The 23543-nt window shown below is 72.9% G+C and carries 19 protein-coding genes and 1 tRNA gene; 16 read left to right on the top strand and 4 right to left on the bottom strand.

Translation table 11 applies throughout. From position 1 onward, the window contains the following. Positions 1-44: 44 nt before the first annotated feature. Positions 45-1586, top strand: a complete 1542-nt coding sequence (gene glmU, locus FGD68_RS13800) for a bifunctional UDP-N-acetylglucosamine diphosphorylase/glucosamine-1-phosphate N-acetyltransferase GlmU (RefSeq protein ID WP_119373160.1) — start codon at positions 45-47, stop codon at positions 1584-1586. A gap of 14 nt (positions 1587-1600) precedes the next feature. Then, complete coding sequence (locus FGD68_RS13795; protein WP_012038964.1) at positions 1601-2578, top strand: ribose-phosphate diphosphokinase; 978 nt, start codon at positions 1601-1603, stop codon at positions 2576-2578. 44 nt (positions 2579-2622) lie between these two features. Here FGD68_RS13795 and FGD68_RS13790 read toward each other — a convergent pair whose 3' ends face one another. Beyond that, positions 2623-2997, bottom strand: coding sequence for a hypothetical protein (locus tag FGD68_RS13790; protein WP_104234960.1), 375 nt, complete (start codon positions 2995-2997; stop codon positions 2623-2625). Between the two features lie 159 nt (positions 2998-3156). Between FGD68_RS13790 and FGD68_RS13785 the strand changes: the two genes are divergently transcribed. Further along, positions 3157-3549, top strand: a complete 393-nt coding sequence (locus FGD68_RS13785; RefSeq protein WP_147361667.1) for a hypothetical protein — start codon at positions 3157-3159, stop codon at positions 3547-3549. A 111-nt stretch (positions 3550-3660) separates the two neighbouring features. Here FGD68_RS13785 and gndA read toward each other — a convergent pair whose 3' ends face one another. After that, positions 3661-5115, bottom strand: coding sequence for an NADP-dependent phosphogluconate dehydrogenase (gene gndA, locus FGD68_RS13780; protein ID WP_119373162.1), 1455 nt, complete (start codon positions 5113-5115; stop codon positions 3661-3663). Positions 5116-5198: 83 nt separating this feature from the next. Between gndA and FGD68_RS13775 the strand changes: the two genes are divergently transcribed. From FGD68_RS13775 to mfd, 4 genes are all read left to right on the top strand, one after another. Beyond that, entirely contained in the window at positions 5199-7181 is a 1983-nt protein-coding gene (locus tag FGD68_RS13775; protein WP_237609571.1) for a gluconokinase, GntK/IdnK-type, read from the top strand. Positions 7182-7349: 168 nt separating this feature from the next. Continuing rightward, positions 7350-7994 carry a 50S ribosomal protein L25/general stress protein Ctc gene (locus tag FGD68_RS13770; protein ID WP_104234956.1) on the top strand — a complete coding sequence of 215 codons (645 nt, stop codon included), beginning with the start codon at positions 7350-7352 and terminating at the stop codon, positions 7992-7994. 142 nt (positions 7995-8136) lie between these two features. Continuing rightward, a complete protein-coding gene (gene pth / locus FGD68_RS13765) occupies positions 8137-8724 on the top strand; it encodes an aminoacyl-tRNA hydrolase (RefSeq protein WP_012038959.1) in 588 nt (195 codons plus the stop codon). 88 nt (positions 8725-8812) lie between these two features. Then, complete coding sequence (gene mfd / locus FGD68_RS13760) at positions 8813-12445, top strand: transcription-repair coupling factor (RefSeq protein WP_119373170.1); 3633 nt, start codon at positions 8813-8815, stop codon at positions 12443-12445. 21 nt (positions 12446-12466) lie between these two features. Here the strand turns inward: mfd and FGD68_RS13755 are convergent, their stop codons facing one another. After that, positions 12467-13696, bottom strand: coding sequence for a Na+/H+ antiporter NhaA (locus tag FGD68_RS13755; protein WP_147361654.1), 1230 nt, complete (start codon positions 13694-13696; stop codon positions 12467-12469). A 106-nt stretch (positions 13697-13802) separates the two neighbouring features. On the opposite strand from FGD68_RS13755, the gene FGD68_RS13750 reads away from it, so the two are divergent. From FGD68_RS13750 to FGD68_RS13710, 9 genes are all read left to right on the top strand, one after another. Further along, positions 13803-14582: a MazG family protein gene (locus tag FGD68_RS13750; RefSeq protein WP_119373047.1), complete on the top strand. Its 780-nt coding sequence runs from the start codon at positions 13803-13805 to the stop codon at positions 14580-14582. A 154-nt stretch (positions 14583-14736) separates the two neighbouring features. Beyond that, entirely contained in the window at positions 14737-15378 is a 642-nt protein-coding gene (locus FGD68_RS13745) for a TetR/AcrR family transcriptional regulator (RefSeq protein ID WP_104234951.1), read from the top strand. A gap of 12 nt (positions 15379-15390) precedes the next feature. Next, a complete protein-coding gene (hisS, locus tag FGD68_RS13740; RefSeq protein WP_119373048.1) occupies positions 15391-16698 on the top strand; it encodes a histidine--tRNA ligase in 1308 nt (435 codons plus the stop codon). Between the two features lie 113 nt (positions 16699-16811). After that, positions 16812-18092, top strand: coding sequence for a phosphopyruvate hydratase (eno, locus tag FGD68_RS13735; protein WP_043588661.1), 1281 nt, complete (start codon positions 16812-16814; stop codon positions 18090-18092). Between the two features lie 89 nt (positions 18093-18181). Continuing rightward, positions 18182-18742: an FtsB family cell division protein gene (locus FGD68_RS13730; RefSeq protein ID WP_043588659.1), complete on the top strand. Its 561-nt coding sequence runs from the start codon at positions 18182-18184 to the stop codon at positions 18740-18742. Then, positions 18739-19254, top strand: a complete 516-nt coding sequence (locus FGD68_RS13725) for a DUF501 domain-containing protein (RefSeq protein WP_086522571.1) — start codon at positions 18739-18741, stop codon at positions 19252-19254. The genes FGD68_RS13730 and FGD68_RS13725 overlap by 4 nt, the downstream gene beginning before the upstream one ends. Further along, positions 19251-20534 (top strand): S8 family peptidase, encoded by a 1284-nt coding sequence (locus FGD68_RS13720; RefSeq protein ID WP_237609570.1) that lies wholly within the window; start codon positions 19251-19253, stop codon positions 20532-20534. The genes FGD68_RS13725 and FGD68_RS13720 overlap by 4 nt, the downstream gene beginning before the upstream one ends. A gap of 37 nt (positions 20535-20571) precedes the next feature. Next, complete coding sequence (locus FGD68_RS13715) at positions 20572-22059, top strand: NAD(P)/FAD-dependent oxidoreductase (protein ID WP_237609569.1); 1488 nt, start codon at positions 20572-20574, stop codon at positions 22057-22059. Between the two features lie 115 nt (positions 22060-22174). Then, positions 22175-22249, top strand: a tRNA-Leu gene (locus FGD68_RS13710). 36 nt (positions 22250-22285) lie between these two features. Here the strand turns inward: FGD68_RS13710 and FGD68_RS13705 are convergent. Continuing rightward, positions 22286-23440 (bottom strand): acyltransferase family protein, encoded by a 1155-nt coding sequence (locus FGD68_RS13705; RefSeq protein WP_237609568.1) that lies wholly within the window; start codon positions 23438-23440, stop codon positions 22286-22288. Positions 23441-23543 lie beyond the last annotated feature (103 nt).

The raw sequence follows: 23543 nt of genomic DNA, 5'->3' as shown, positions 1-23543 counted from the left end.
CGCCGGCCGCGCCGGACAGACGCACGAGGACCAGGGAGATCGCCATGACCGACCACGACACGCCGACGACGCGCGAGATCCCCATCGTGACGGGCGAGCTCGACGTCGACGGCGAGCCGCGCAGCCCCTCCATCGCGGTCGTGATCCTCGCCGCCGGCCAGGGCACCCGCATGCGCTCCCGCCTGCCGAAGGTCCTGCACCCGCTCGCGGGCCTGCCGCTCGTCGGCCACGTGCTCGCGACCGCCGAGGAGCTCGGCGCGCGCCACATCGTCACGGTCGTGCGCCACGATCGCGACCAGGTCGTCGAGGTCGTGCGCGCGCTGTCGCCCGAGGCCCTCGTGGTCGACCAGGACGAGATCCCCGGCACCGGCCGCGCGGTCGAGGTGGGCATCACGGCCCTGCCCGACGGCTTCACCGGCCAGGTCGTCGTGCTCTCGGGCGACGTGCCCCTGCTCGACGCCGCCACGCTCCGCTCGCTCGTCTCTGCGCACCGCCAGGCGCGCAACGACCTCACGCTCCTCACCGCCCGCCTCGACGACCCGACCGGCAACGGCCGCATCATCCGCGGCCAGGACGGCGCGTTCGAGGCCATCGTCGAGCAGAAGGACGCGACCGGCGAGCAGCTCCGCATCGACGAGGTCAACGCGGGCGTCTACGTCTTCGACGCCGAGGCGCTCCGGCAGACCCTCGGCGCGATCGGCACCGACAACGCGCAGCGCGAGAAGTACCTCACCGACGCGGCCGACGTGATCCGCCGCGCGGGCGGCGCCATCGAGGGCCTGCCGGTGCGCGACAGCTGGCTCGTCGCCGGCATCAACGACCGCGTCCAGCTCACGGCCGCGGCCACCGAGCTGAACGCGCGCATCATCCGCCGCTGGCAGCTCGCGGGCGTGACGATCCAGGATCCGCGCACCACCTGGATCGACGTCAAGGCGACGCTCGCCGCCGACGTCACGGTCCTCCCGGGCACGCAGATCCTCGGCGCGTCCACGGTCGCCGCCGGCGCGACGGTCGGCCCCGACACCACCCTCCGCGACACCGAGGTCGGCGAGGACGCGACCGTCCGCCGCACCGACGCGGAGCTGGCCGTCATCGGGGCCCGCGCGACGGTCGGCCCGTTCTCCTTCCTGCGCCCCGGCACGCGCCTCGGCGACGACGGCAAGATCGGCGCCTACGTCGAGACGAAGAACGTGGAGATCGGCGCGGGCAGCAAGGTCCCGCACCTCAGCTACGTGGGCGACGCGACCATCGGCGAGCACACCAACATCGGCGCGGGCGCGGTCTTCGCGAACTACGACGGCGTCTCCAAGCACCGCACGGAGGTCGGCGACCACGTGCACCTCGGCTCGCGGAACGTCCTCGTCGCACCGGTTAGGATCGGTACCGGCTCCTACACGGGTGCCGGTGCCGTCATCCGCAAGGACGTCCCGCCCGGCGCACTCGGCATCTCGGTGGCGCCGCAACGCAACATGGTCGGCTGGACCGAGGCGAAGCGACCGGGTACCCCCGAGTCCCGGGCCGCCGTCGAGGCGGCCGAGGGGCACCAGGACGATCCGTCCGGGACCGAGCACACCGAGCAGCACTGACGAGACGGAGTCCCGTGTCCGCAATCAAGACCGCCGGAGAGAAGCGGCTCGTGATCGTCACCGGTCGCGCGCACCCCGAGCTCGCCGAGCAGATCGCCGAGGAGCTCGAGACGACCCTCGTGCACACCGACGCGCGGACCTTCGCCAACGGCGAGCTCTACATCCGGTACGACGAGAGCGTCCGCGGCAGCGACGCGTTCGTCATCCAGTCCCACACCGCGCCCATCAACGAGTGGCTCATGGAGCAGCTCATCATGGTCGACGCGATGAAGCGGGCCTCGGCCAAGCGGATCACCGTGGTCGCCCCGTTCTACCCGTACGCCCGGCAGGACAAGAAGGGCCGCGGCCGCGAGCCGATCTCCGCCCGCCTCGTCGCCGACCTCTTCAAGGCCGCCGGTGCCGACCGCATCATGTCGGTCGACCTGCACGCCGCGCAGATCCAGGGCTTCTTCGACGGCCCCGTCGACCACCTCTTCGCGATGCCCGTGCTCCTCGAGCACATGCGCTCCGTGCTCGACTCCAAGACCCTCACGGTCGTCTCGCCCGACATGGGCCGCGTGCGCGTCGCCGACATCTGGAGCGACAAGCTCGGCGCGCCGCTCGCCATCATCCACAAGCGCCGCGACCCGAAGGTGCACAACCAGGTCACCGTCCACGAGATCGTCGGCGACGTCGCCGGCCGCGTGTGCCTCCTGGTGGACGACCTGATCGACACCGGCCGCACCATCGTCTCCGCCGCCGAGGCCCTGAAGAAGAACGGCGCCACGGGCGTCGTCGTCGCGGCCACGCACGCGGTCTTCTCCGACCCGGCCACGCAGATCCTCGACAGCCCGCACATCGACTCGGTCGTGGTCACCGACACGCTGCCGATCCCCGAGGACAAGCGCTGGGACAAGCTCACGGTGCTGCCCATCGCGCCGCTGCTGGCCCGCGCGATCCACGAGGTGTTCGACGACGGATCCGTCACGAGCATGTTCGACGGCGCGGCCTAGTCCCCAGCAGCGCGGTCGGGGCCGGCGACTCCGGCGCCCGGGGTTCAGTCCCGCGAGTTCCGCTCGACGACCTCGCGCGCGACGCGGCCCGAGGGGATGAGCCCGAGCGACACGATGTGCTCGTCGCCGCCGAATGCGTACTTCGTGTAGCACTCGTAGCCCACGACGCCGGGGCCGAAGAGCTGGAACCGCACCTCGTACGACGGGGAGTCGGGCCGCTCGTACGCGACGAAGTCGGCGCAGGCCATGTCGGCCGTGCTGGCACCCACGCGCACCATGGTGACGACGCCGGGGAGCAGCAGGCTCACGATCCCGACCACGACGACCACGCGCATCACGAGCAGCGTGCGCCGGCTGCGCAGGCTCTTCGGGCGGTGCGGCTCGTAGCCCGCGAGCTCGGGGTGCTCGTCGTCGTCCATCCGGTCCAGTGTGGCAGACGCCCCGTGGGCTGCCGGGAGCGCGCAGGCGGCTGCGGTGCACGGAGCCCGCGGCCGTGGGGGGAGTCCTCCCTGGGCTGCGCGCGACCGCGGCGATCGGTCCGTGGCCTCCTGCACCGCGTTCCCGGAAGGACGGAAGAGATGAGGGCATGGATCCACGCGAGGGTGATCGCCCCCGCGGCGCTGCTCGCGATCGCGCTGGGGGTGACCGGCGCCGTGATGGGGCCGGCCGCGGCCGCGCACGCCGAGTCGGGGTACCGCGTGTGCGGCGTGTACAACTCGGCGACGGGCGGCCAGTACGGCACGGGCCTCATGGTGAAGATCTACAAGGACGACGAGAACAAAGAGACCTGCACCCAGAAGATGGACTTCATGAGGAGGTACTACGCCCAGGCGTATCCGGGGTCGAGCGCGCAGCTGAGCTTCGCGATGGTGACGTGCGAGGTGTTCAGCTCGCGGATCGGCGCCGATCGCGGCTCCGACGAGTGCCTCGGCCCGCAGGTCAACAAGATCTACGAGTACACGTCGGGCTAGGACAGGCTGCACCCGAATCCGCCGGTCCTGACGTTCTGGCACGACTGAGCAGCGACGCACGGAGGCCCGCCGGTCGATGACCGGCGGGCCTCTCTGTCGCGCGGGACGTGCCTAGTGCGTGTCCTCCGCCTCGACCTCGGAGCGGTCGCCCGACCACAGCGTGTGGAAGGTGCCCTCCCTGTCGGTGCGGTGGTAGGTGTGCGCGCCGAAGAAGTCGCGCTGGCCCTGCACGAGGGCGGCGGGCAGGCGCTCGGAGGCGAGCGAGTCGTAGTAGCTCAGCGCCGACGCGAAGCCGGGCACCGGGATCCCCGACAGCGCGGCGACCGAGACGACCCGGCGCCACGCCTGCTCGCCGTCCGCGACGGCCTTGGCGAAGTACGGGTCCTCGAGCAGCGTCGCGAGACCGGAGTCCTTCTCGTACGCCTCGACGATCCGGTTGAGGAACTGCGCGCGGATGATGCAGCCGCCGCGCCAGATCTCCGCGACCTTGCCCTTGTCGATGTCCCAGCCGTACTCCGTCGCGCCCGCGATGATCGCGTCGAAGCCCTGCGCGTACGCGACGACCTTGCTCGCGTAGAGCGCGGCGCGCACGTCGTCCTCGAAGGTGTCGCCGCCCGACTGGATCTCCGGACGGCTCGTGATGGTGGCCTGGACGGCCTTCCGCTGCTCGGGCTTGGAGGACACGGCGCGCGCGAACACGGCCTCCGCGATCCCGCCCACCGGCACGCCGAGGCCCACCGCGTTCTGGACGGTCCAGACGCCCGTGCCCTTGGATCCGGCCTGGTCGACGATGACGTCGACGAGCGGCTTCCCGGTCGCGGCGTCCTCCTGGCGGAGCACCTCGGCGGTGATCTCGATGAGGTACGACTCGAGGTCGCCCCCGTTCCACTCCTCGAACACGTCGGCGATGGCGTCCGGCTCGTGGCCGCCGACGCGGCGCAGCAGGTCGAAGGACTCCGCGATGAGCTGCATGTCGGCGTACTCGATGCCGTTGTGGATCATCTTCACGAAGTGGCCGGCGCCGTCGGTGCCGATGTGGGTGACGCAGGGCTTGCCCTCCGCGACCGCGGCGATCGACTCGAGGATCGGGCCGAGCGTCTCGTACGCCTCTGCCGTTCCGCCGGGCATGATGCTCGGGCCCTTGAGCGCGCCCTCCTCGCCGCCGGAGATGCCGGCGCCGACGAAGTGGAGGCCCTTCGCGCGGACCTCCTTCTCGCGGCGGATCGTGTCGGTGAACAGCGCGTTGCCGCCGTCGACGATGATGTCGCCCTCCTCGAACGCCTCGGTCAGCTGCTCGATGACGGCGTCCGTGCCGCGTCCGGCCTTGACCATGATGATCGCGGTGCGGGGGCGCTGCAGCGAGGCGGCGAACTCCTCGATCGTCGTGGCCGCGACGAAGCCCGCCTCGGGGTGCTCCTCGACGAGGTCGGTGGTCTTCTGGGTCGTGCGGTTGTACACCGCGACCGTGTTGCCCTCGCGGCTGGCGAGGTTGCGGGCGAGGTTCGACCCCATCACCGCGAGCCCCACCACCCCGATGTTCGCCGTGGCCTGCTGGTCATCTGACATCTGATGCCTCCTTGTCGACAGTCGTGCTCAGGGTACGCCCGGGCTGCCTACCGTCAGCGGGGCCTCGGGGAGCGTCTCGTAGGATGGATGAGCGCACCCGCACGGTCGCGCCGCACGAGTTCCTCACCGAACCGCAGGGAGTGATCCGCATCGACGCCGTCCGCCCGTTCCCGCCCGTGATCGTGATGGGGGTCTCCGGATCCGGCAAGTCGACGGTGGGCGAGCTGCTCGCGCAGGATGCCGGCGTCCCCTTCATCGACGGCGACGACCTCCACCCGGAGGCCAACCGCCGCAAGATGGCCGAGGGCCACGCGCTCGACGACGACGACCGCCGGCCCTGGCTGGAGGAGGTCGGCCGCGCGCTCGCCGGGCGCCCCGATGGTGGACCCGTCGTCGCGTGCAGCGCGCTGAAGCGCTCCTACCGCGACATCCTCCGCGCCGCCGCGCCCGACGCCGTCTTCGTGCACCTGGCCGGCGACCACGAGCTGCTGGCCGAGCGCCTCGGCGGCCGCGAGGGCCACTTCATGCCGACGAGCCTCCTCGCGTCGCAGCTGCGCACGCTCGAGCCGCTCGGCGACGACGAGCAGGGGATCACGCTCGACATCACCGACGATCCCGTCGCGCTCGCCGACGCGGCCGTCCGCGAGCTGCTGCCGGGAGCACGCACGGCGTCGCCCGGCCGGGTCGACGGCGCGCCGGCCACCGCGTCCGAGCCCGCCGCCGCGGTGCCCGAGGCGGACGTCCCCGCGGTCGTCCGCGAGGCGCGGTCCGACGCCGACGTGCCGCGCGTCGACGCGCACCGCGTCGACGCGGCCCCGTCCGCGGGCCAGGAGGGCGCCCCCGCGGCGGCCGTCCACGAGCCCATCCGCGTCGCGATCGTCGGCTGCGGCGTCATCGGCACGCATCACGCGCGCGTCCTCGCCGAGCACCCGGAGTTCCGCGTCGCCGCGCTCGTGGACGTCACGGCCGCGACCGCCGACGAGCTCGCCGATGTGGTGGTCGACGAGCTGCGCGCCGACCGCCCGCGCGTCTTCGCGCACCTCGGCGACATGATCCGTGAGGACGCCGCAGAGCTCGTCGTCATCTGCACCCCGAGCGGCCTGCACATCGGCCTCGCCGAGGAGGCGCTCGCCGCCGGCCTCCACGTCGTCATCGAGAAGCCGCTCGACGTCGACCTCGCGCGGGGCCGCCGCATCGCCGAGCTCGCGCGCGAGGCCGCCGGCCGGGGGATCCTCTCGACCGTCATCAGCCAGCACCGCTTCAACCCGTCGAGCGTCGTCGTCGACCGGGCCGTGCGCTCCGGCCGCCTCGGCCGCCTCACCACGGCCGTCGCCAGCGCGCCGTGGTGGCGCAGCCAGGGCTTCTACGACTCCGGCCACTGGCGCGGCACGTGGGACCTCGACGGCGGCGGCGCGCTGATGAACCAGGGCGTGCACACGCTCGACCTGCTCGTCTCCTACCTCGGCCGCCCGGTCGAGGTGTACGCGCAGACCGCGCTGCTCGCGCACGACGGCATCGAGGTCGAGGACGTCGCGGTCGCCGTGATCCGCTTCGCCTCCGGCGCCCTCGCGACCCTGCAGGCGACCACAGCCGGCTACCCGGGCCTCGACTCCCGCGTGCAGGTGCAGGGCACGCGCGGATCCGCCGTGATCGAGGCCGGATCCCTCACCTACTTCCACGCGGCGCCCGAGTCGGGCGTGCCCGCCCAGGCCGACGTGCGCAACGACGCCGAGCTGGAGATCCACGCCGCGGACCTGCCGCGCTCGCCGCGCCTCGACAACACCTACCTCGAGGGCCACTACCGCCAGTACGACGACATCGCCGACGCCCTGCGCTCGGGCCGACCGGCCGGGGTCACGGTCGACGACGCCTTCCTGTCGCTCGCGACCGTGGTGAGCGTCTACGTCTCGGCGACGCTCGGCGCGCCGGTCGCGTTCGAGGACGTCGTCGACGGCGTGCACGACGGGCTGCGCCTCCGGGTCGGCCAGTCCACGCCGCCCGCGCCGGGATCCCCGTCGCCGGCGGCCGCACCCGACGCGTCGACCGGGGAGCCGTCCGTCCGGTAGCATCGGGGGTTGAACTTCGGCGAGGGATCGCAGGGCGGCGCGCGAGCGCGGCGGCGGTCCGTTATCGACGCGGTGGACGGGGCTCGCACCTCATTCCTCACGCGCAAGCGTTCGAGCAGACACAGACACACGACGCGAGCCCTCACGGGCCGCAATTGGAGCGACACCATGGTTGACAACAACCTCTCCGCGGAGCTGCGCACGCAGTTCGGCAAGGGCGCGGCCCGCAAGATCCGCGCGGTCGGCAAGATCCCCGCGGTCATCTACGGCCACGGCACCGACCCGCAGCACGTCACGCTGCCGGGCCACGAGCTCATGCTCATCATCCGCAAGGCCAACCAGATCATCACGCTCGACATCGCGGGCACGCCCCAGCTGGTGCTCGTGAAGGACGTCCAGAAGGACCCCGTGCGCCAGATCATCGAGCACGTCGACCTCATCGTCGTCCGCAAGGGCGAGCGCGTCGAGGTCGAGGTCCCGATCCACGTCGAGGGCGAGTCCTACCCCGGCACGATCCACAACCTCGAGTACACGTCCATCACGGTCGACGTCGAGGCCACCCACATCCCGGAGCGCTTCGTCGTCTCCATCGAGGGCTTCGAGGAGGGCACGCAGATCCTGGCCGGCCAGGTCGACCTGCCCGCCGGCGCGACGCTCGTCACCGACCCCGAGACGCTCGTGCTCGCGATCTCCGTGCCGCAGCTCGACCTCACGACCGACGCGGTCGACGAGGACGTCGTGGCCGAGGGCGACGCCGAGGTCGACGTCACCGACGACGGCGCCACGGGCGACCAGTCCGGCGACGACAAGTAGCACCCGCCGCGGCCCCGGCCGCGCACGCACCACCAGCACGACAGCACCACGGAGCCCGTCGGCCGCCGTCCGGGACACCGGCAGCGGCCGGCGGGCTCCGCGCATCCGCCCCGGATGCGATCGACGGACGAGGAGAGCGCACGTGGACGACCGGACCCTGCTCGTGGTCGGCCTCGGCAACCCCGGCCCGCAGTACGCGGGCACGCGGCACAACGTCGGCCAGATGGCGCTCGACGTCCTCGCCGACCGGATGCGCGCGACGTTCCGCTCGCACCGCTCCAACGCGCAGGTCGCGGAGGGGCGCGCGGTTCCCGGCGGGCCGAAGCTCATCCTCGCGAAGCCGAGCTCGTTCATGAACCTGTCCGGCGGGCCGGTCGCGAACCTCCTCAAGTACTTCTCGCTCGAGCCCGCGCAGCTCGTCGTCGCGCACGACGAGCTCGACATCCCGTTCGACTCGATGAAGCTCAAGCAGGGCGGCGGGCACGGCGGGCACAACGGGATCCGCGACATCATCTCCTCCGCGGGGACGGGCGACTTCACGCGCGTGCGCATCGGCATCGGCCGCCCGCCCGGTCGCCAGGACGCCGCCGACTTCGTGCTGAAGCCCTTCTCCTCCACGGAGCGGCAGGTCCTGCCGAACGTGCTGGAGGACGCGGCAGACGCCATCGAGATGATCGCCTCCGACGGCCTCATCGCGGCGCAGCTGCGCTTCCACACCGCCGCGTCCTGATCCGCGCGCCCGGCCCGGTCCCCGAGTCCCGCGTCCGCCCTCGGCGGACGACGGCGAGGGCGCCGGTGGCGGCGCGTACGATCATCTGGTGATCCTCCAGGGCTTGATCCCGGCGCTCTCGCGCGCCTCCACGTTCGACGACGCCCTCGCATCGGCCTCCCGCGACGCCGACTTCTCCCTCACCGAGGGGCTCCAGGGGCCGCTGCTCGCGGGGCTCCTGCGCCAGCGCATCCAGCGCGGCATCCCGGGGTGCCTGCTCGTCGTCACCGCCACCGGTCGGGAGTCCGAGGGCATGCGCCGCAGCCTCGACGCGGTGCTGCCGGACGCCGAGATCCTCGAGTTCCCGGCGTGGGAGACGCTGCCGCACGAGCGGCTCAGCCCGAGCGCCGAGATCGTGGGCAAGCGGATCCACGCGCTGCGCCGCATGGAGCAGTGGCATGCCGCGCTCGGCCAGGGTGCGCGCGAGGTGCCCGCCGACCAGGTGCGGCCGCTCGTCATCGTCGCCTCGGTGCGCGCGGCCCTCCAGCCCGTCGCCGACAACCTCACCGAGCTCGCGCCCGTGCAGCTCGCCACGGGCAGCCGCGGGCACGACCTGTCCGAGCTCGCCGTCCGGCTCGTCGACCTCGCCTACTCGCGCGTCGACATGGTCACGCGCCGCGGCGAGTTCGCGGTGCGCGGCGGCATCCTCGACGTGTTCCCGCCCGTCTCCGACCACCCCGTGCGCGTCGAGTTCTTCGGCGACGAGGTCGACCAGATGCGGCCGTTCGCGGTCGCCGACCAGCGCTCGCTCGAGGAGGAGATCACCTCGGTCGAGCTGCCACCGAGCCGCGAGCTGCTGCTGAGCGCGCCCGTGCGCCAGCGCGCTCGCGAGATGCAGCACGAGTTCCCCAACCTGCAGCAGATGCTCGCCAAGATCGCCGAGGGCATCCCGGTCGAGGGCATGGAGTCGCTGGCCCCGGCGCTCGTCGACCGGCTCGTGCCGGTCACGCACTACCTGCCGGTCGACGCGGCCATCGCCGTCGTCTCGCCCGAGCGGGTGTCCACGCGCGCCCAGAGCCTCGCCGACACCAACCGCGAGTTCCTCGACGCCGCGTGGAACGCCGCGACCGCGGGCGCGCAGGCGCCCATCGACCTCGCGTCCGGCGACTTCCTCTCGCTCGGGCGCCTGCGCGACGCCCGCGGCCCGCGCCGCTGGTGGACCCTGTCGGGCTTCCAGGCCACCGACGTGCTGCCGGAGGACCTCGGGATCGACGAGGTCATGACCGTGCGCATCCAGGCGGATCCCGTGCCGAGCTTCGCGGGCAACGCCGACGGTGCCATCGAGCACGTGCGCCAGCGCCTCGCCGACGGCTGGAGCGTGGGCGTCGTGGCCCAGGGATCCGGCCTCGTCGAGCGCGCCGACACCGTGCTCCGCGAGGCGGGCGTCCCGGCGCGCGTGGTCGAGGAATTCCCCGCGGAGCCCGAGCCCGGCATCGCCTACCTGCTCCGCTCCGCCATCGACGCGGGCTTCGAGATGCCCGAGGTCAAGCTCGCGCTCCTCACGGAGAGCGAGTTCTACGGGCGCGCGGCCGGCTACGACAGCCGCCAGGTCAAGAAGCTCGCCACCCGGCGGAAGAACGTCGTCGACCCCATCCAGCTGAAGGCGGGCGACCACGTCGTGCACACCACGCACGGCATCGGCAGGTTCGTGGAGCTCACGCAGCGCGAGGTCTCGTCGGGCGGCCGCAACGCCGTGAAGACCCGCCGCGAGTACCTCGTGATCGAGTACGCGCCCTCGAAGCGCGGCTACCCGGGCGACAAGCTCTTCGTGCCCACCGACCAGCTCGACCTGCTCAGCCGCTACGTCGGCGGGGAGGAGCCCGCCCTCAGCAAGATGGGCGGCAGCGACTGGGCCGCGGCGAAGGGCAAGGCACGCCGGGCCGTCCGCGACATCGCGGTCGAGCTCGTGAAGCTCTACTCCGCGCGCATGGCGTCGCGCGGGCACTCCTTCCCGCCGGACACCCCGTGGCAGCGCGAGCTCGAGGAGGCGTTCCCGTTCATGGAGACGCCGGACCAGCTCACCGTCATCGACGAGGTCAAGCGCGACATGGAGAGCCCCATCCCCATGGACCGCCTGGTCTCGGGCGACGTCGGCTTCGGCAAGACCGAGATCGCCGTGCGCGCCGCGTTCAAGGCCGTGCAGGACGGCAAGCAGGTCGTGATGCTCGTGCCCACGACGCTCCTCGTGAAGCAGCACTTCGAGACCTTCTCGGAGCGCTTCGCCGGGTTCCCCGTGCACCTGCGCCAGCTCAGCCGCTTCCAGTCGGAGAAGGAGTCGCGCGAGACCGTCAAGGGCCTCGAGGACGGCTCGGTCGACGTCGTCATCGGCACGCACCGCCTGCTCACCGGCAACATCGCGTTCAAGGACGTGGGGCTCGTCATCATCGACGAGGAGCAGCGGTTCGGCGTCGAGCACAAGGACGCGCTGAAGAAGCTCAAGGCCAACGTCGACATCCTCGCGATGTCTGCCACGCCGATCCCGCGCACGCTCGAGATGGCGGTCACGGGCATCCGCGAGATGTCGACGCTCGCGACGCCGCCGGAGGACCGGCACCCGATCCTCACCTTCGTGGGCCCGAACAGCGAGAAGCAGATCGCGGCCGCCATCCGGCGCGAGCTGCTGCGCGAGGGCCAGGTGTTCTTCGTCCACAACCGCGTGTCGAGCATCAACCGGGTCGCGTCTGAGCTGGCCGAGCTGGTGCCCGAGGCGCGCGTCGCCGTCGCCCACGGCAAGATGAGCGAGGCGATGCTCGAGCAGGTCATCGTCGACTTCTGGGAGCGGAAGTTCGACGTGCTCGTGTCGACCACCATCATCGAGACCGGCCTCGACATCGCGAACGCGAACACGCTCATCATCGACCGGGCCGACAAGTACGGCCTCAGCCAGCTGCACCAGCTGCGCGGTCGCGTCGGCCGCGGGCGGGAGCGCGCCTACGCGTACTTCCTCTACGACGCCGACAAGCCGCTGTCCGAGACGGCGCACGACCGGCTGTCCACCATCGCGGCGAACAACGAGCTGGGATCCGGCATGCAGGTCGCGCTCAAGGACCTCGAGATCCGCGGCGCAGGCAACCTCCTGGGCGGCGAGCAGTCCGGCCACATCCAGGGCGTGGGCTTCGACCTCTACCTGCGGATGATCGGCGAGGCCGTCTCCACCTTCCGCGGCGACGTCGCCGAGGGTCAGACCGAGCTGCGGCTCGAGCTGCCGGTGGACGCGCACATCCCCGAGGAGTACGTCGACAGCGAGCGGCTGCGCCTGGAGGCGTACCAGAAGCTGTCCACCGCGGCGTCGCCCACGGCGACCGACGACCAGATCGACCGGGTCATCGAGGAGCTGTCCGACCGCTACGGCGAACCGCCCGTGGAGGTCGACAACCTCGTGCGGGTCTCGCGCCTGCGTCGCGTGGCGCAGCGGGCCGGGCTCAGCGAGGTCGTCGCCATGGGGCCGAACCTGCGCATCGCGCCGGCCGACCTCGCCGACAGCAAGCAGGTGCGCCTGCAGCGCATGTACCCGGGCAGCCGGCTGTTCGCGCAGACCAACGCCGTGACCGTGCCGCTGCCCAAGCGCGACGGCGAGCCGCTGCCCGATGCCGAGCTCGTCGACTGGGTGCGGCAGCTGCTCGACGCCGTGTTCACGGTGGAGCCGGCGCCGGCCGCGAAGGAGTCCGCGCCCAAGGCGTGATCGGCGGTGGGCCGGTCGCGCCTAGGCGCGGGCCGGTCCGTCGCCCGCGTGCGCCGGGAAGTCGTCGCGGGTCGCGTCGTCCTCCTCCGAGGCCGCGCCGTCGCGACGTGCCCGGCCGCTGCGGATCGACAGCGTGACGGCCGCCGCGACGATCGCGACGCCGGATCCCAGCAGCACCGCGAGCGTGCCCTCGTCGCGCACCTCGTCGAGGCCCGCGAACGCGAGCTCGCTCATCAGCAGCGACACCGTGAAGCCGATGCCGCCGAGGAGCGACACGGTCCCGAGGTCGGCCACGGCGAGGCCGCCGGCGGATCCGCGGCGGCGCGCGACCCACGCGCCGAGCAGCCCGCCCGCCGTGATCCCCACGAGCTTGCCGAGCGGCAGCGCGAGCGCGATGCCCCAGAACGCGGGCGCGAGCTCCGCCAGGCCGACCGCGGGGATCGCGACGAGCGCGGCCGAGAACGCGAACAGCGGCAGGACGATCCCGTTCGAGAAGGGCTCCAGCGCGTGCGCGGCGCGGAGCCCGGAGAGGCGGGGGAGCGCGAAGCCGAGCGCGACGCCCGCGATGGTCGCGTGGATCCCGGAGGAGAGCGTCGCCCACCAGGTCACCAGGGCGATGAGCACCAGCAGCGCGACCACGGCGATCCGCGCGGCGCCCGTGCGCCCGACGCCGAGGCGGCCGACGACGGCGAAGAGCACGACGCCGACCGCGGCGATGACGAGCGGCACGATCGCGAGGTCGGTCGTGAAGAAGACCGCGATGATCCCTATGGCGATGAGGTCGTCGAGCACGGCCAGTGCCAGGAGGAACACGCGGACGGCCGCGGGGAGCCCGCGGCCGAACACCGCGAGGACGCCCAGCGCGAAGGCGATGTCGGTCGCGGTCGGCACGGGCCAGCCGCGCTCGAAGCCGCTGCCCGCGGTGATCGCGAGGTACACGCCCGCGGGCACCAAGACCCCGCCGACCGCGGCGATGGCGGGCACGAGCGCCGCGGAGACGCTGTTCAGGCCGCCCGCCAGGAACTCGTGCTTGAGCTCCACCGCGACGATGAAGAAGAAGACGACGAGCAGGCCGTCGCTGACCCAGTGCCGGATCGACAGGTCGACGCCGATCGCGGGGATCGCCAGGTGCCCGTCGGCCCAGGCGAGGAGACCGGGCCCGGCCGGCGTGTTCGCGACGACGAGGCCGACGACGGCGGCGAGCAGCAGGAGCCCGGCGGCGACGCGCTCGGAGCGGATGAGGGAGGTCATGGGGCCTTCCGGGGTCGGTGGATGGGGAGACGGTCACCCGCCGCCGACCAGACTTCCCGGCACACCGGACCCCAGCCTACCGGCGGCCCGGTGCGAGGATGTCGGGATGAGCGAGCCCGCGTCCCCGTCCGCATCCGCCGCCGAACCGGGATCCGAGGCCGCGTCCGCCGCCGTCGCCGAGCTCGCCGCCGCGATGGCCGTCCTCCGCGCCCCCGACGGGTGCGCCTGGAACCGGGAGATGACGCACCGGACCCTCGTCCCGTACCTCCTCGAGGAGAGCCACGAGCTCGTCGAGGCCATCGAGACCGACGACGTGCCCGGCATGCGCGAGGAGCTCGGTGACGTGCTGCTCCAGGTGGTCTTCCACGCCGACATCGCGCGCACCGAGGGCGAGGGCTTCGACCTCGCGGACGTCGCCCGCACCGCCACGGAGAAGATGGTGCGCCGCCATCCGCACGTCTTCGGCGACGAGCGCGCGGACACCGTGGAGGAGGTCCTGCGCGTCTGGGGCGCCGCCAAGGACCGCGAGAAGTCGGCACGCACGAGCGTGGTCGACGGGATCCCGATGGGCATGCCGTCCCTCGCGCTCGCCGACAAGCTGCTCGGCCGGGCGGAGCGCGTCGGCCTGCTCGAGGCTGACGCGCCGGCCGCGATCCCCGTCGACGACGAGGACGACCTCGGCCGGCTGCTGCTCGCGGTCGTGGTCTCGGCGAGGTCGCGCGGCCTCGACGCGGAGCGCGCGCTGCGGACGACGCTGCGGTCGCTGACGGCGGAGATCCAGACGGCGGAGATCCAGGCCGCGGAGATCCAGACCGCGGAGCCGCATGCAGGCGAAAGCGGGACCGACGCCGCCGACGTGTCCCCCGGCGCGGGCCGGACCGCCTGAGGCGAGCTCCGGCCCGCGGGGGCATCGCCCGGGATTTACCCGATCCCGAGCGGCCGCGTCCGTCGCCTCCACCCGAAGGAGACGGCGGACAGACCTGGGCGATCACACGGTAACGGCCTTCGCCGCCCGTCCATCACAGTTGTTATGGTGAGGCGTGGCAGCCCCGGATCCGCACCGCCGCCAGGACCTGCTGGCACACATCCTCGACCACCTGCGCGCGCACCCGCTCCAGTCGGTGACCTTCCGCGGCCTCGCCGACGCGCTCGGCGAGAGCACCTTCGTGCTCGTCTACCACTTCGGGTCCAAGGAGCGGCTGCTCGAGGCCGCGATGGACGCCATCGACCAGCGCCAGGCCGAGATGGTGGAGGGCGACCCGCGGGTCATCGGGCCCGACGAGCTCCGGGAGTGGGCCACGCGTGCGTGGCGCTGGCGACTCACCGACGTCAACCGCGACTTCCAGCGCCTCGAGTTCGAGGCCGCCCTCCTCCGCACGCGCGACGGCGTCGTCCGGCCGCACGCCATCGCGAGCGTCACCGCGTGGCGCCGGTTCGGGCTCGAGTGGATGCGCGCCCACGGCGTCCCCGAGGAGGTCGCCCTCGACACCGCCGACCTCCTGCGGGCCGGGTCGTACGGCCTCCAGTTCGACTTCGTGATCTCGGGCGACCGCGACCGGGCCATGCGCGGCTTCGAGGCGCTCATCGACGCGTTCACCCCGCGCATCCAGCCGTGGCTCGACCTCGCCGCGGGCCCGGGGGCGCCCGGTGCGCCCGGGGCGGGGACGCCGCCCGTCGCCTGACAGAATCGGGGGATGCCCCAGCAGATCACGCCGCCCCGCGGCATGCGCGACTTCCTGCCCGCCGAGAAGGCCCGCCGCGAGCAGGCGCTCGCGATCATCCGCCGCACCTACCGCGCGCACGGCTTCGACGAGATCGAGACGCCCGTGGTGGAGGAGTCCGGCCGGCTGCACGCGGGCCTCGGCGGCGACAACGAGAAGCTCGCCTACTCGGTGCTGAAGCGCGGCCTCTCGGGCGACGACCTGCACGCGGCCGCCGACGCAGGCGACGTGCTCGCCCTCTCCGACCTCGGGCTCCGCTTCGACCTCACGGTGCCGCTCGCGCGCTTCTACGCCTCGCACCGCGCGGAGCTCCCCGGCGTCTTCCGGTCGATCCAGGCCGCGCCGGTCTGGCGCGCCGAGCGGCCGCAGAAGGGCCGCTACCGCCAGTTCATGCAGTGCGACATCGACATCATCGGGGAGGCCGGGCAGCTGGCCGAGGTCGAGCTGATCTCCGCGACCGCCGCCACGCTCGCGGCCCTCGGCCTCACCGGCTGCACCATCCGCGTGAACGACCGCCGCATCCTCGCCGGGATCCTCGGCTTCTGCGGCTTCGCGCCCGATCGCCAGGCGCAGGCGCTCATCAGCATCGACAAGCTCGACAAGATCGGCGCCGCGGGCGTCGTGGCGGAGCTCGCCGAGGGCGGCGCGGACGCGGCGGCCGTGCTCGGGGGGATCCTCGAGCGCATCGAGCCCGCGCTCGCCGACGGCGGCGTGCCGCTCACGGCCGAGGCGATCACCGGGATCCTCCCCGCGGGCGTCGACCCCGACGCGATCGCCGACCTCGAGACCCTCGCCGGCGCGCTCGTCGGCCTGCCCGACGGGGTCACGCTCCGCTTCGACCCGACCCTCGTCCGCGGCATGGGCTACTACACGGGCACGATCTTCGAGATCGCGCACCCCGCCTCCGGCAGCTCGGTCGGCGGCGGCGGCCGCTACGACGGCATGATCGGCCGATTCCTCGGGCAGGACGTGCCCGCGGCCGGCTTCTCCATCGGCTTCGAGCGGATCGTCGACCTGGCCGTGCTGCCCGCGGCGGAGGACGCCGACGCGATCGCGCTCGTGCACGACCGGCGCACCCCGGTCGCCGTGCTCGCGCGCCTCAAGGCCGAGCTCGTCAGGTCCGGTCGTCGCGTGCGCCTGGAGCCGCGCCCGAAGAACGTCGCGCCGCTCCTCGAGGCGCTCAAGCAGCAGGGCTTCCGCACGTTCGCCTCCGTCGACGCCGACACGGCGGACGCCGCCTCCCTCCAGGAGCGCCCGCTCGACGGAGGACCGCGCGGCTGATCCGTCACCTGCGCGACACATGCGCGGGCCTCGCCGCCCGCGGCCCGGAATGACCCCGCGGCTAGGATGGACCCGACTTCCCACCCCTCACCGCAACGCAAGGAGACCAATCCGTGGCAGCCATCGAAGCAGTCAACGCACGCGAGATCCTCGACTCCCGGGGCAACCCGACCGTCGAGGTCGAGGTGCTCCTGGAGGACGGCACGTTCACCCGCGCCGCCGTCCCGTCCGGCGCATCCACCGGCGCATTCGAGGCGTACGAGCTGCGCGACGGCGACGCGGGCCGCTACCTGGGCAAGGGCGTCCAGAAGGCCGTCGCCGCCGTCGTCGACGAGATCGGCCCGGCCATCCAGGACCTCGACGCCGCGGACCAGCGCATCATCGACGCCACGATGATCGAGCTCGACGGCACCGAGAACAAGTCCCGCCTCGGCGCCAACGCGCTCCTCGGCGTCTCCCTCGCGGTCGCGAAGGCCGCGGCCGACTCGGCCGAGCTGCCCCTGTACCGCTACCTCGGCGGCCCGAACGCGCACACGCTTCCCGTCCCCATGCTCAACGTCATCAACGGCGGATCGCACGCGGACACCAACGTCGACATCCAGGAGTTCATGCTCCTCCCCGTCGGCGCCTCCACCTTCTCGGAGGGCCTGCGCTGGGGCGTCGAGACGTACCACGCGCTCAAGAGCCTGCTGAAGAAGAAGGGCCTCTCCACCGGCCTCGGCGACGAGGGCGGCTTCGCGCCGAACCTCGACAGCAACCGCGCCGCGCTCGACCTGCTCATGGAGGCCATCGACTCCGCGGGCTTCACGGCAGGCAAGCAGATCGCGCTCGGCCTCGACGTGGCGTCCAGCGAGTTCTTCTCCGACGGCGCGTACACGTTCGAGGGCCAGAAGGTGGATGCGGCGCACCTCACCGCGTACTTCGCCGACCTCGTCGCGTCCTACCCCCTCATCACCATCGAGGACCCGCTGGACGAGGACGACTGGGCCGGCTACGACCACTTCACCGCCGAGCTCGGCTCCAAGGTGCAGATCGTCGGCGACGACCTCTTCGTCACCAACCCGAAGCGCCTCGCCGACGGCATCACGCGCGGCGTCGCCAACTCGATCCTCGTGAAGGTCAACCAGATCGGCACGCTCACCGAGACGCTCGACGCGGTCAGCCTCGCGCAGCGCAGCGGCTACACGACGGTGCTCTCGCACCGCTCCGGCGAGACCGAGGACACGACCATCGCCGACCTCGCGGTCGCGGTGGACGCGGGCCAGATCAAGACCGGCGCCCCCGCCCGCAGCGAGCGCGTCGCGAAGTACAACCAGCTCCTCCGCATCGAGCAGGACCTCGGCGCCGCCGCGGTCTACGCCGGCCGCAGCGCCTTCCCGCGCTTCCAGGCCTGATCACGCCGATCCGCCCGCGCCCACCCGGCGCGGGCGGATCGCCGTTCCCCCCCCCCCCCACGACCCGATCCGCACACGAAGGAGGACCGATGGCCCGCTTCCCCGGCCTCGACACCCTCCGCGCCCGACGCGCTCCGCGTCCGCGCACCGAGCGCGTCCCCGTGGCGCTGCCCGACGGCGACGCCCCCGCGGGCAACTGGCTCCGCAGCATGCGCTTCTCCGGCTTCTCCGTGATGGTGCTCGTGCTGCTCGTCCTCACTGTGGTGGTGCTCGCCCCCGGCCTCCGCATCTACCTCGAGCAGCGGCAGCAGCTCAGCAGCCTGCAGAGCGCGGTGGACGCCCAGAAGGGCACCATCGCCCAGCTCCAGGACCAGCGCGCCCGCTACGACGATCCGGCCTTCCTCAAGGCGCAGGTCCGGGATCGCCTCTTCTACGTCATGCCCGGCGAGACGAGCTACCTCGTCCGCGGACTGCCGGCCGCGACAGGCGACGCCGCCACCACCACGCCCGACGGCGCTCCCATCAGCGCCGACCTGCAGGAGACGAAGCAGGACTGGGTGCAGGCCCTGCTCGGTTCCGCGCTCACCAGCGCCCTCAGCGACACCCCGCCCGACCAGCTCCAGGGATCCGTCCAGGGAGGCGACCAGTGACCCGACCCCCCTTCGACCCGCCCTCCGAGCGCGACGTGCGCGTCGTCACCGCCCAGCTCGGCCGCCCGGCGCGCGACGTGGTCGGCATCGCCGCCCGCTGCGTCTGCGGCAACCCCACCGTCGTGAGCACGGCGCCTCGCCTCACCGACGGCACGCCGTTCCCCACGCTGTACTACCTGTGCCACCCCGCGGCCACCGCCGCCATCTCGCACCTCGAGGCCGAGCACGTCATGGCCGAGCTGCAGGACGACCTGGCGGAGGACGAGGCGCTGCGCGACGCCTATGCCGCCGCGCACGCGTCCTACCTCGCCGACCGCGAGTCGATCCTCGTGGTGCCCGAGCTCGCGGGCGTCTCCGCGGGCGGCATGCCCGTGCGCGTCAAGTGCCTGCACGCCCTCGCGGGCCACGCGCTCGCCGCGGGTCCCGGCGTGAACCCCATCGGCGACATCGCGCTGGCCCGGGCCTCGTGGTCGCCGGACGTCTGCGAGTGCGCCGACCCCGACGCGGCATGACCCCGGCGTCCGGCCCGCGCGCGTCGACCCGGCCCGGGAGCCGTCTCACGCGAACGGCCGCCGTCGGGATCCTCGCCCTCGTCGCCGTGCTGCCCTCCGCGACGCCCGCCCACGCGGATCCGGTGCGGGAGCGCGAGTACTGGCTCGCCGACTACGGCATCGAGCAGGCGTGGCAGACCACGCGCGGCGAAGGCGTGAAGGTCGCCGTCATCGACACGGGCGTCGACGCCTCGGTCGCCGACCTGCGCGGCGCGGTCGCGGGCGGCACGGACGTCTCGGGCGTCGGATCCGCGGACGGCACGAAGCCCGTCGGCGCCTCGAGCGAGCACGGCACGATGGTCGCGTCGCTCCTCGCGGGCCGCGGCACGGGCACCGGATCCGGCGTCATCGGCGTCGCCCCGGCTGCGAGCGTGCTCAGCGTCTCGGTCGCGCTCGGCGGCCCGACCCCGGGCGCGCGCGACGAGGACGCGCAGATCGCCGACGCCGTCCGCTGGGCCGTCGACAACGGCGCCAGCGTGATCAACATGTCCCTCACGCGCAACTCGCTCGACTGGCCGGAGAGCTGGGACCGTGCCTTCCTCTACGCCTACGAGCACGACGTCGTGGTCGTCGCGGCGGCCGGCAACCGGGGGAGCGGCACGACCGAGGTGGGCGCGCCCGCCACGATCCCCGGCGTGCTCGCGGTCGCGGGCGTCGACCGCTCGGGCGCCGCGAGCTTCGACGCGTCGTCGCAGGGCATCACCATCGCGGTGGCCGCTCCCAGCGAGCAGCTCGTCGGCGTGGAGCCCGGCGGTCGGTACGTGCAGTGGAGCGGCACGAGCGGCGCGGCGCCCCTCGTGTCCGGCGTGGTCGCGCTCGTGCGGGCCGCGCATCCGGAGCTCAAGGCCGACGACGTCGTGGAGCGCGTGCTCGCCACGGCCCGGCAGAAGGGCCAGGCGGAGATCTACGGCCGCGGGCTCGTCGACGCGGCCGCCGCCGTGACGGCCGACGTCGCGCCCGCGAGCGGCAAGCCGCTGGGCGACCTCGAGGAGTGGGTGCGCCTGTACCGCCGCGCGCCCGCCGCGACGCCGGATCCGGCCGCGTCCGCCACCCCGGACGCCGCGCCCGCGGTGCCCGCCGACGGCCCCACCGCCGACCCCGAGGCCGGCGCGCTGCCGACCGTCGGCGCGCTCCGCGAGGTGGGGATCCCCGCCCTCGTCCTCTCCGTCTTCGCGGCGCTCGCGGCGGCCATGGCCGTCGTCGCATCGCGGCATTTCAGGAGGCTGCTCCGGAAGGGGTAGCCTGATTTCGACCACAACCTGCAGGGAGTCATCCATCGTGCCCAAAATCCTGATCGTCGGCGGCGGCTACGCCGGTTTCTACACGGCATGGAAGCTCGAGTCGCACCTCCGATCCGGCGAGGCCGAGGTCACCATGGTGGACCCGCTGCCGTACATGACGTACCAGCCGTTCCTGCCCGAGGTGGTCTCCGGATCCATCGAGCCCCGCCACGCGGTCGTCTCGCAGCGGCGCCACCTCCGCACCACCAACGTCGTCACGGCGAAGGTCACCGGCATCGACCACGCGTCGAAGACCGCGACCATCACGCCGCCCGTGGGCGAGCCGTACGAGTTCGCGTACGACATCATCGTCGTCACCGCGGGCAGCGTCTCGCGCACGTTCCCGATCCCGGGCGTCGCCGACGAGGCCATCGGCCTGAAGACGATCGAGGAGGCCGTCGCCATCCGCGACCGCATCTTCGCCAACTTCGACCGCGCGGCCACGCTGCCCGCCGGCCCCGAGCGCGAGCGCCTCCTCACCTTCGTGGTGGTCGGCGGCGGCTTCGCCGGCATCGAGGTCTTCGCCGAGATGCGCAGCATCGCGACCGACCTCGTGAAGAAGTACCCCGAGATCGACTTCGAGGACACGCACTTCCACCTCATCGAGGCGATGGGCCGCATCATGCCCGAGGTGTCGCTCGAGACCAGCCACTGGGTGCTGAAGAACCTCGCCGAGCGCGGCGCGCTCGTGCACCTCGACACGCAGCTCAAGTCCGCCGTCGGCGGCGTCGTCGAGCTGTCGACCGGCGAGTCGTTCGAGTCCGACGTCATCGTCTGGACCGCGGGCGTCATGGCCAGCCCCATGCTCAAGAACACCGACCTCCCGATCGAGGAGCGCGGGCGCCTGCGCGTGCGCGCCGACGGTCGCGTCGAGGGCGACGACGGCATCGTCGCGGACGCCTGGGGCGCCGGCGACGTGGCGGCCACCCCCGACCTCACGGGCGGCGGCGTCGGCGGCTTCTGCGTGCCCAACGCGCAGCACGCCGTCCGCCAGGGCAAGCTCATGGCGAAGAACCTCACCGCGAGCCTCCGCGGCGAGGGGATCACCGACTACTTCCACAAGAACCTCGGCGCCGTCGCGGGCCTCGGTCTGTACCAGGGCGCGTTCCAGTCCGGCAAGCTCGGCATCACGGGCTTCCCCGCCTGGGTCATGCACCGCGGCTACCACGGCTTCGCGATCCCGTCCTTCGAGCGCAAGGCGCGCGTCGTCACCGGCTGGGTGAACAACCTGGTCTGGGGCCGCGACATCGTCTCGCTCGAGGCGCGCGAGACCCCGCGCACCGCGTTCGAGACGTTCGCGTCGCGCCCGCGTCCCGCCGCGGACGCCGCGCCGGCCGCTCCCGCGAAGAAGGAGGAGGCGCCCGCCAAGAAGGCCGCCGACGAGAAGGCCGACGCGCCCACCGAGGGCGAGAAGTCCCCGGCGCTCGCGGGCAGCTACAGCTCCTCGCCCAGCGTGGAGAACGCGGACGAGAAGCCCTCGGCCTGATCCACCCGCACCACTCTCGACGGCCCGCACGCAGCAGCGTGCGGGCCGTCGTCATGCGCGGGCGGACCGGATCCGTCCGCCGACCGTAGGCTGTCGGGAGCGCCTCGGCGCCGACGCCCCCGTAGTCCAATTGGCAGAGACGGGCGACTTAAAATCGCTACAGGTCAGGGTTCGAGTCCCTGCGGGGGCACCGCCGAGGCGGGCTGATCGGGCCGATCGACCCGCGTCAGGCCGCGGGCTTGGGCGAGACGGGCACCCCATCCGGAACCGCCGCCTCCGTGACGTGCACCTGGCGCGTGTTGAGGAAGTGCCGCTCCACGAGGTGGAAGAAGCCGAAGCCGGCCGCGACCGCGAGCGGCGCGACGACCAGCAGCATCAGCGCCGCGTGCGCGCCCGTGGGCAGCCCGAGCGGCAGCAGGAGGAGGTTGCCGAGCGCGAGGAACGGGCCGTGAACGAGGTAGACGCTGTAGGAGACGAGTCCGAGCCGTTGCGCCGGACGGGTGACGAAGGCGCCGAGCGCGCGCGGGCGGGATCCGGCCATCGTGCGCCCGCCTGCCCACGCGAGGAGCGACGCGAAGCCCGCGCCGGCGACGAGCTCCGCGGCCCACACGCTGCCCTGCAGCACCGTGATCCCGAGGAGCAGCACGGCCGCGGCGCCCGCGGCCACCGCGAGCAGCAGCCGGTCGGACGCCCAGCGCGGGCGACCGCCGACCGTGAGCTCGGCGGCGAGCATCCCGGCGGCGAAGAGGCCCAGCAGCCACGGGCACGCCCAGGGGGCGAAGACGGCGAGGGACGCGCCGGTCATGACGATCGTGGCGGCAGCGACGACGGGCAGCCCGCCCCAGCGGCGCCAGAGCGGCAGCAGCACCAGCGGCATGAGGAAGTAGATCTGCCACTCGACGGCCACGCTCCACAGCGGCGCGTTCACCTGGCTGACCCACGCGGGGGAGACGTCCTGCAGCAGGAGCACATGGGAGACGATGCCCGCGGGGGTGGCGGGCGCCGCGCTCTCCCACGCGGTGCCGGCGCCGTCGCGCATCACGGGGATCGCGAGCGCCATCAGCAGGCTGAGCGCGAGGGCCGCGAAGTAGGGCGGCAGGATCCGCCGGGCCCGGCGCCGGAGGAAGGTCGCCGTGCCGTGCCGCAGGTCGAGCCCCGGGCGGCCGGCGACGGGCAGCATGAGGACGTAGCCCGACAGGACGATGAAGACGGGCACGCCGAGGTAGCCGTAGCCGGTGATCCACCCGAGGAGCGGCAGGTCCCGCCAGGCCTGACCGCTGAGCCCGGTGTAGAGGAACGCGTGGAACGCCACGACGGCGAGGGCGGCGGCGCCCCGCATTCCGTCGAGGTAGGGCAGCTCCGGTCGTCGTGCTGATGCCATGCGATCCCCCGATCCCTGTCCCGACGCTAGCAGCCGCCACTGCCACCACTGGGACGACCACTCATGTCATCCGCGTAGGGCTACTTAGTACGCCCCCTATGGA

This window comes from Clavibacter californiensis (genome assembly GCF_021952865.1).
Classification (GTDB): domain Bacteria; phylum Actinomycetota; class Actinomycetes; order Actinomycetales; family Microbacteriaceae; genus Clavibacter; species Clavibacter californiensis.
Note: the sequence above shows the minus strand (reverse complement) of the source record. Positions and strands in the feature narration are given on the sequence as shown.